7 protein-coding genes are annotated in these 7,324 nt (G+C 32.9%); 4 read left to right on the top strand and 3 right to left on the bottom strand.

Annotated elements, in window-relative coordinates; translation table 11 throughout:
• Positions 1–270 precede the first annotated feature (270 nt).
• The 3 genes from F6K13_RS10940 to F6K13_RS10930 all read left to right on the top strand — a co-directional run bounded on the left by F6K13_RS10940 (position 271) and on the right by F6K13_RS10930 (position 3,700).
• Positions 271–753, top strand: coding sequence for a DUF2656 domain-containing protein (locus F6K13_RS10940; RefSeq protein WP_124145892.1), 483 nt, complete (start codon positions 271–273; stop codon positions 751–753).
• A gap of 501 nt (positions 754–1,254) precedes the next feature.
• Positions 1,255–1,851: a macro domain-containing protein gene (locus tag F6K13_RS10935; RefSeq protein WP_240039060.1), complete on the top strand. Its 597-nt coding sequence runs from the start codon at positions 1,255–1,257 to the stop codon at positions 1,849–1,851.
• Positions 1,852–2,632: 781 nt separating this feature from the next.
• A complete protein-coding gene (locus F6K13_RS10930; RefSeq protein WP_124145890.1) occupies positions 2,633–3,700 on the top strand; it encodes a BMP family protein in 1,068 nt (355 codons plus the stop codon).
• Between the two features lie 418 nt (positions 3,701–4,118).
• Here the strand turns inward: F6K13_RS10930 and F6K13_RS10925 are convergent, their stop codons facing one another.
• Together F6K13_RS10925 and F6K13_RS10920 are read right to left on the bottom strand one after the other, a co-directional pair.
• The gene (locus F6K13_RS10925) at positions 4,119–4,274 is read right to left on the bottom strand and encodes a hypothetical protein (RefSeq protein ID WP_161564611.1); all 156 of its coding nucleotides are present in this window, start codon (positions 4,272–4,274) and stop codon (positions 4,119–4,121) included.
• Between the two features lie 218 nt (positions 4,275–4,492).
• A complete protein-coding gene (locus tag F6K13_RS10920; protein WP_205127438.1) occupies positions 4,493–4,801 on the bottom strand; it encodes an ATP/GTP-binding protein in 309 nt (102 codons plus the stop codon).
• Between the two features lie 700 nt (positions 4,802–5,501).
• On the opposite strand from F6K13_RS10920, the gene lepB reads away from it, so the two are divergent.
• Positions 5,502–6,107 (top strand): signal peptidase I, encoded by a 606-nt coding sequence (gene lepB, locus F6K13_RS10915; protein WP_124145889.1) that lies wholly within the window; start codon positions 5,502–5,504, stop codon positions 6,105–6,107.
• Between the two features lie 432 nt (positions 6,108–6,539).
• Here lepB and F6K13_RS10910 read toward each other — a convergent pair whose 3' ends face one another.
• Positions 6,540–6,857, bottom strand: coding sequence for a hypothetical protein (locus F6K13_RS10910; protein ID WP_124145888.1), 318 nt, complete (start codon positions 6,855–6,857; stop codon positions 6,540–6,542).
• Between the last annotated feature and the right edge of the window lie 467 nt (positions 6,858–7,324).

The raw sequence follows: 7,324 nt of genomic DNA, 5'->3' as shown, positions 1-7,324 counted from the left end.
TATTCCTTATTCCCTACAAACCTACTTTCATACCTTAATTCAGCAATGCCGAAATTTATAGAGACATCAATTTTATCTATGTTTTTGATTTATGGTCTAATAGAATATATAGCAGTCGAAGGAAAGGGCGGGGACAAGTCAAAAGCTTAAAACTAAGACAACGTAAGATTTTTCCTTCCTCCTTCTTCCTTCTTCCTTCTTCCTTCTTCCTTCTTCCTTCTGCTATAAAATTGTGAATTAAAATTTCTAGAACATAGGATAAATAAAATAATGACGGAATCTAAAACTGGACGAATGTTGCTTTCCCATAATTTTGAACTCTCAGAAAATACCCTGCCTGAATTAAATAGGGAAGAATTTGCTCAAGTTTTCATTAATGGTTTAAGCAAATATCCACAACTTAAATGTCGGCAATTAAATCATCCTCATTGGATGGTAGAAATTTTATTTGAAAATCAAGTTTTTTCCCCACCTCAAGTTGGTAAAAAATGTGCTGAAGCTTTAATAGAAAAGCGAATAATTCAAAAAAATGACAAGGATTTAATTGTTGATGTTTTGATTCTGGGAGGTTTGAAAAAAACACCTCCATTAAGTGATTATCCTGATACTCTACAAACAGGAGAATGGGGTATTGATGTTGTAGAAACTCACTCAGCAGAAACTTTTCTCAATATCCTTAACTGGGATGAAAAAACTGCCGGAAAAACCATTGAAAATATTTTTAAAATAGAAATGAAAAATATTCTTAGTTAATTTATTTACTTAATCCATTTCTGCTTGAAAAGTTGTGCGAGGTATGTTTCACTCTTTAGTCAAAGTGGTAGATTCAAGATTGATAAAACTTACGCAAAAGACAAAAATATACACCATTTGTAGGAGTTAACGGCCGTTAACCCCTACAATATTTGGTGGTTATGCGTAAGTCCTGATTAAATAAAAAAAATGATTTAACAATTTGTTGAGGAAGAAATAGAAAATATGTTTGAGAATCAATTCAACGCCCGCAAAATCTGTCCAAAAATTATTTTTTAAGGCTGATATTTTTCCTTCTTCAAATTGAAAACCTATTGGGGTTATTGATAATTCTAAAGCTACCAGAATATAGACTAATATGAAACTGATTTTAGTTGCTCCAAATAGATCTTTATAGCAATGTGCGCTGGCATATTTACAAATTACAGTAACTGTCCAATAGCTAAAAGCCTGATATTATCGGTTTTTTTATTCCCCCTGTTGCCTGTTGCCTGTTGCCTGTTGCCTGCGCACAGCGCTATATATGATGCTTTTCAAGAACATTTCCATTATTTACCCAATCTAGAAATTATCAATAATTATTTCGAGACTGTACCAGAATATGACTGTTTAGTAAGTCCAGGAAATTCTTTTGGACTTATGGATGGTGGTATAGATGCAGCGATCGTCAAATATTTTGGTGATTTTTTAATGACTTCGGTTCAACAAAAAATATTAGATGAATATCTGGGCGAACAACCAGTTGGCACATCTACTATTGTCGAAACTGGTCATCCCCAACATCCTTTTCTTGCCCATACCCCCACTATGCGCGTACCTATGTCCATTGCTGGCACTGATACTCCTTATATCGCAATGTGGGCAATGTTACTGACAGTGCGACACCACAACCGTCAGCAAAAGCAACAAATTCAAAATGTTGTCTGTCCAGGTTTAGGTACAGGAATAGGAAAAGTTTCTTACCAAGAAGCAGCTAGACAAATGGCTCTTGCTTATGACCATTTTGTTTACCCGCCGAAATCAATTAACAATTTTATTGCTGCTGAAAGGCAACTCCAAATTTGGGAAGAGGGAGACTTGAAAAAAAGATATAGTTAAATTTATTACTATTATTTATAAGTTAGTTATTGATTTGGCTAGGCGATCGCTATTTTTAGCTACACTATGAAATGTTAATTTTAATTATATTAACTAATATCTTGTGGATGTAGTAATTTTATTTGAGTTGCGTCAAAGAACTGGTTGCTTTTAGGCTAAAGGCAGAGATAAACACCAACAGTTACTATTGGTAAATATAGCAGTCTCCGGAAAAGGTGCGGATATATCAAAAGTTTAAAATTCAGATAACCCAAGATTTTTCCTTGTTGTTTCTTCCTTCTGTGTAGAACTAGGAGAAACACCAACAGTTATTATTGGTAAATATAGCAGTCTCAGGAAAAGGTGTGGATATATCACTCATCTTAAAAATCAGATAACTCAAGATTTTTTCTTTTTATTTATTCCTTTTTCCTTGTTATTTATTCCTTCTGCATAGAACTAAGAGAAATACCAAAATTTACTATTGGTAAATATAGCAGTTTCAGGAAAGAGCGCGGATATATCAAAAGCTGAAAACTCAGACAACTCAAGATTTTTCCTTGTTGTTTCTTCCTTCTACATAGAACTAAGAGAAATACCAAAATTTACTATTAGTAGATATAGCAGTCGAAGGAGAGAGGGCAGACATACCAAAAGCTGAAAATTAAGACAATTCAAGATTTTTCCTTTTTCTTTCTTCCTTCTGCATTAATAAATACTATTGCTTTTAAATTTTAAATTAGAGATACTTTCTACTCCTTAACTCCAAAGTAAATTACTAAATTTATAGGACTACCTTAATATGACTAAAAAATTAAATAGACGCTCATTTATTTCCTATAGTACAGCAACATTAATAACTAGCTTATTATTAAAAGCTTGTGCTGATTCTCCTTCTACAATGATTCGGACAGAAAATCCTAGTAATGATTCTATAGATAATTCTGAAACTTTTAAAATTGCCATTGCTTTACCTGGAGTTATTACTGATGGAGGATGGAATCAATCTGGTTATGAAGGGGTAAAAAAAGCAGCCGAAATTCTCAATGGTGAGATGATTTATGTAGAAAATATTGCCCAACCAGACCAGGTAGAAACCCTTTCTGATTTTGCTAGGAAAAATTACGATTTAGTCGTAGGTCATGGCGGACAATTTGATGCTGCTATTCAACAAGTAGCTAGTCAATTTCCCGATACATTTTTTTTGGGAGTTAATGGTAATATTGCTGGTGAAAATTACGCTTCGGTGACAACAAATTATTTCCAAATGGGTTATCTTGCTGGTGTAATTGCTGGTTTGATGACTAAGACTAATAAAGTTGCTTATCTTACAGGTTTATCTTTTAAAGGAACTAACTTACAAGGTAAGGCGTTTGAGTTAGGTGCTAAGTCAGTAAATGACAGTGTTGAAGTTGTAATTAGTTACACTGGAGATTTTAATGATATTGCTAAAGGAAAGGAGGCAGCTTTGGCTTTAATTTCTACTGGGGTTGATGTGATTTATCACTTATTAGATAATGCTGCTCCAGCAGTTTTGAAAACGGCACAAGAAAAAGGAATTTATGCGGTGGGTAATACAACTGACCAGCTTGATGTTGCGCCAAAAGCAGTGCTAACCAGTGCAGTGCAGGATGTTGGAGGAGCGATCGCTTATGTTGCTAATCTTGTTAAAAATAATCAAGTTAAGGGAGAAAAATATATTTTAGGAATTGAAAATCCAGATATTACTAAGTTGGGTCGTTTTAATGATGTTTTGCCAGAAGAAGTTCAGCAAAAAGTGGAAGAAGTTCAGCAACAAATGTTGGCTGGAAAACTGAAGTTTGAAGATTGTACAGAAGGTGGTCGAGATAAAGTTTGTGTAAAAAAATGAAGAAAGAAGGAAGAAGAAATAAGGAGGAAGGAGAGAGGTAGAAAAGGAAGAAGTAGATAAGGAAGAAGGTGTTTAGCAATCTAGGAGATAAGGAAAAATCTGGCGTTGTCTGAGTTTTAAGCTGTTAATATGTCCACGTCTTTTCTTTCGACTACTATCATTAAAGTTAGGAGGTAGAAGGGAAGAGATTTTTGAATAATGAATAATATGGATTATGTGGAGGGAAAATATCTACCTCCTCTCTACTATTGCGAATGTCGCAATAGTCATTTCATTTTGTGAAGCACCAAAACTTGAGGTCTGTGGTGGAGAAAATATCTACTTCCTCTCTGTGTTGCGAATGTCGCAATAGTCATTTCATTTTCTTAAACATCGGAAAAATATCTAGCTCCCCTCTCTGTTACGAATGCCGCAATAGTCATTTCATTTTGTGAAGCACCAAAACTTGAGGTCTGTGGTGGAGAAAATATCTACCTCCTCTCTCTATTGCGGATGTCGCAATAGTCATTTCATTTTCTGAAGCATCGAAAAAATATCTAGCTCCCCTCTGTGTTGCGGATGCCGCAATAGTCATTTCATTTTCTGAAGTACTAAAACTTGAGGTCTGTGGTGGAGAAAATATCTACTTCCTCTCTGTGTTGCGGATGTCGCAATAGTCATTTTATTTTGTGAAGCACCAAAACTTGAGGTCTGTGGTGGAGAAAATATCTACCTCCTCTCTCTGTTGCGGATGTCGCAATAGTCATTAGTCAAAACTGCTATAAATTTTTGCCCAGGTGCTTACTTTCCCATCTATGGACGAACAAATTTATTCAGTTCTTTAACCAATAAATGTACAGTTGTGGAAGGATTATCATTAACAGGATTAGGTGGATTATGTTGCTCTAATAACTTCTCAGCTGCTTTAACCAAATTACTTTTGCCACTAGCATTCGCGCCATAAACAGCACAACTTTTCAGCAAATTTAATTCATCATCAACTTGAAAAACATTATTTTCATCAACACTTTTATTATTAGCAGTTAAATCTGTAGTCACCATACTCAAAGTGACAATTTTTTTAAAAGATAAATAGTTACCAACACTGAATTGAATCAGCATAGAATTATAAAGAATAGGTCGAGTGGTAAATTTGTGAAAAATTACAAATTCACACTAATTATACTATTGATGATTACTTTATATGAAATAGAATAATTACCGCTACGGAATATCTCACATAACACCCTGAAAAAAGAGAAAATATATAGCAAATATTTTAATATTTCAGATTATATAAACAATTTTAATATGTGCATTGTACATAGGTAAGTATTTCCGTTTGTCATGCTGCGCAAACAGCCTTCAGCGAACCTTCTACAGATGAACTGCGGACTTCAGCTATCAGCTATGAGTTATTAACTTATTATCGCACCGAAGGAGAAATTAATTTCCAAAGAGTGAAATATGTTTGCTTCGGCATTTCGCACCGAAAGAAAAAGGTTATCAGCTAACCTTAGTAAGTTATTATGTTCATGGTTCTGAATGCGAGCGCATGACAAACGGAAATGCTTAATGCTAATAGCTGAATGCTGACGTATATAGTAGGGAAAAATCATAGTATTATAGCAATCATAAATCATTTGTAAAAAATTTCAGGATATATAAAAACTCTCAAACTTTTACCCCTATTTCCTGTTTCTTAAATTCAAAGATATTTTTACCAGCAACTCAAATAGGATTACTATATCTATTTAGAATAGATAAATTCTCATTCCCAGGAGTTTTGCTATAGTATAGAAATACTCAAGAATAAAATCATATGACATCAGAAAAAGAATCCTTAAATCAACCAATAACAGCTAACTCTATAACTCCCTGGTGGCTAAAAATATGGCAACAACAAAAAGAAAATATTAAAGTTTTGGCGATCGCTTTATCTTTATCTTTATTAGTCAGAATATTAATTGCAGAACCAAGATATATACCTTCAGACTCAATGATACCTACTTTAGAAGTAGGCGATCGCCTAGTAGTGGAAAAAGTCTCTTATTATTTTCATCCACCTGTTAGAGGGGATATTATTGTTTTTCAACCACCCCAACAGTTACAACGCTATGGTTATGCTAAAAATCAAGCTTTTATTAAAAGAGTTATTGGTCTGCCAGGAGATACTATTAAAATTGAGAATGGTTTAGTGTATATAAATGACCAACCGCTGACTGAAAATTATATTGCTGAACCCCCTGAATATACTTTACCAATTTCAATCAAAGTTCCTGAAAATCAATATTTTGTGATGGGAGATAATCGTAATAATAGTAATGACTCTCATGTTTGGGGTTTTTTGCCTAAGAAAAATATTATAGGTAGGGCAATAATTCGCTTTTGGCCTTATCAAAGATTAGGAGCGTTAAATCCGAAATAATTCTCCTAATACCAATTTGATAAAATATTTCGACATTCATGTAACAGGGAGTAGGTAGCAGAGTCAAGATAAGTATATTAAAAAAAATCAAAAAGGTTAAATAAAGGAAGCAAAAATTTGAGATCTTCTCTCAAGAGCGCTTCAATAAATTCAATCAAACATTTTTATTATACTTAATCATCATCATCCGGACATGGTATAATTTTTTTTACCCTTAGTAAAACACTTAAAACTTAACATTTAAAATCTAATACCTAAAATCTAATACCTAATACTAAATCCGGTTATTATAGGGTAGTTACCTAAATATTCAAATCCTTATCAGACAAAGATTTTGATTTTTTTGAATATCTCGTTACTAAACCGGATTTTGTATAAGACCTAAAACTTAACACCGAAAACCTAATACCGAAGACCTAATACCTAAATTCCTTACCATTGTTGTTTATCTAAAACAGGAGGTAAACTAAGTTTAGGAAATTTGTAGAATGTATCTCCTTGTTCATCAATTTCTAAGGTTGCAGTGAAAACTTGTACTTGACCTTCAAGATATTTCTGAGCTATTTGAGCATCAACTTTAGCCGCAGCAGCTAATTGAATTAGAGAAATTTTACCATTTTGAAGTTCTAATAATTTGTAAAAGGCATCATCTAAAATACGCTTTTGTTCTCTGTCATTAGATATATTAAATATAAATGCACCTAATACAATTCCTAATCCTGTGAATATTACGAATTCGATAACAGCCATTTAATCAAAAAGAGAAATAAGTAAGAAATAATAAATCAGAATAAACCAAAAATCCGAGAGATAAAATTAGAAGATTAGCTATAGCAAAATCCAGAAGAGAAAATGAAACTATAGATGTATAGTAAAACTTTTTTTACCTATAACAACTGTAATAGCAGTGGAAGGAAAAGGTGCGGACATATCAAAAGCTTAAAACTAGGACAACGCCAGATTTTTCCTTCTTCCTTCTTCCTAAATTTTTCCTATTTTTATAACTGTAATTTTTATTATTTAAACTTTAAACTAATTAGAGTAATTGGTAGCTTAGTCTGAAAATCTCAAGATGATTTTAGTCGCTAAATTATCCAATTACTCTAATTAGTTTAAAGTTTAAATAATAAAAATTACAGTTATAAAAATAGGAAAAATTTAGGAAGAAGGAAGAAGGAAAAATCTGGCGTTGTCCTAGTTTTAAGCTTTTGATATGT

The organism is Okeania sp. SIO2B9, from assembly GCF_010672505.1.
Classification (GTDB): Bacteria; Cyanobacteriota; Cyanobacteriia; order Cyanobacteriales; family Microcoleaceae; genus Okeania; species Okeania hirsuta.
This window is presented reverse-complemented; position numbering and strand designations above follow the sequence as displayed.

Bases quoted from the DNA above. Each gene is read 5' to 3' on its own strand.
- F6K13_RS10910 (WP_124145888.1), bottom strand. From the start codon at position 6,857: ATGGCTGTTATCGAATTCGTAATATTCACAGGATTAGGAATTGTATTA.
- F6K13_RS10925 (WP_161564611.1), bottom strand. From the start codon at position 4,274: ATGACTATTGCGGCATCCGCAACACAGAGGGGAGCTAGATATTTTTTC.
- lepB (WP_124145889.1), top strand. From the start codon at position 5,502: ATGACATCAGAAAAAGAATCCTTAAATCAACCAATAACAGCTAACTCT.
- F6K13_RS10930 (WP_124145890.1), top strand. From the start codon at position 2,633: ATGACTAAAAAATTAAATAGACGCTCATTTATTTCCTATAGTACAGCA.
- F6K13_RS10940 (WP_124145892.1), top strand. From the start codon at position 271: ATGACGGAATCTAAAACTGGACGAATGTTGCTTTCCCATAATTTTGAA.
- F6K13_RS10920 (WP_205127438.1), bottom strand. From the start codon at position 4,801: ATGCTGATTCAATTCAGTGTTGGTAACTATTTATCTTTTAAAAAAATT.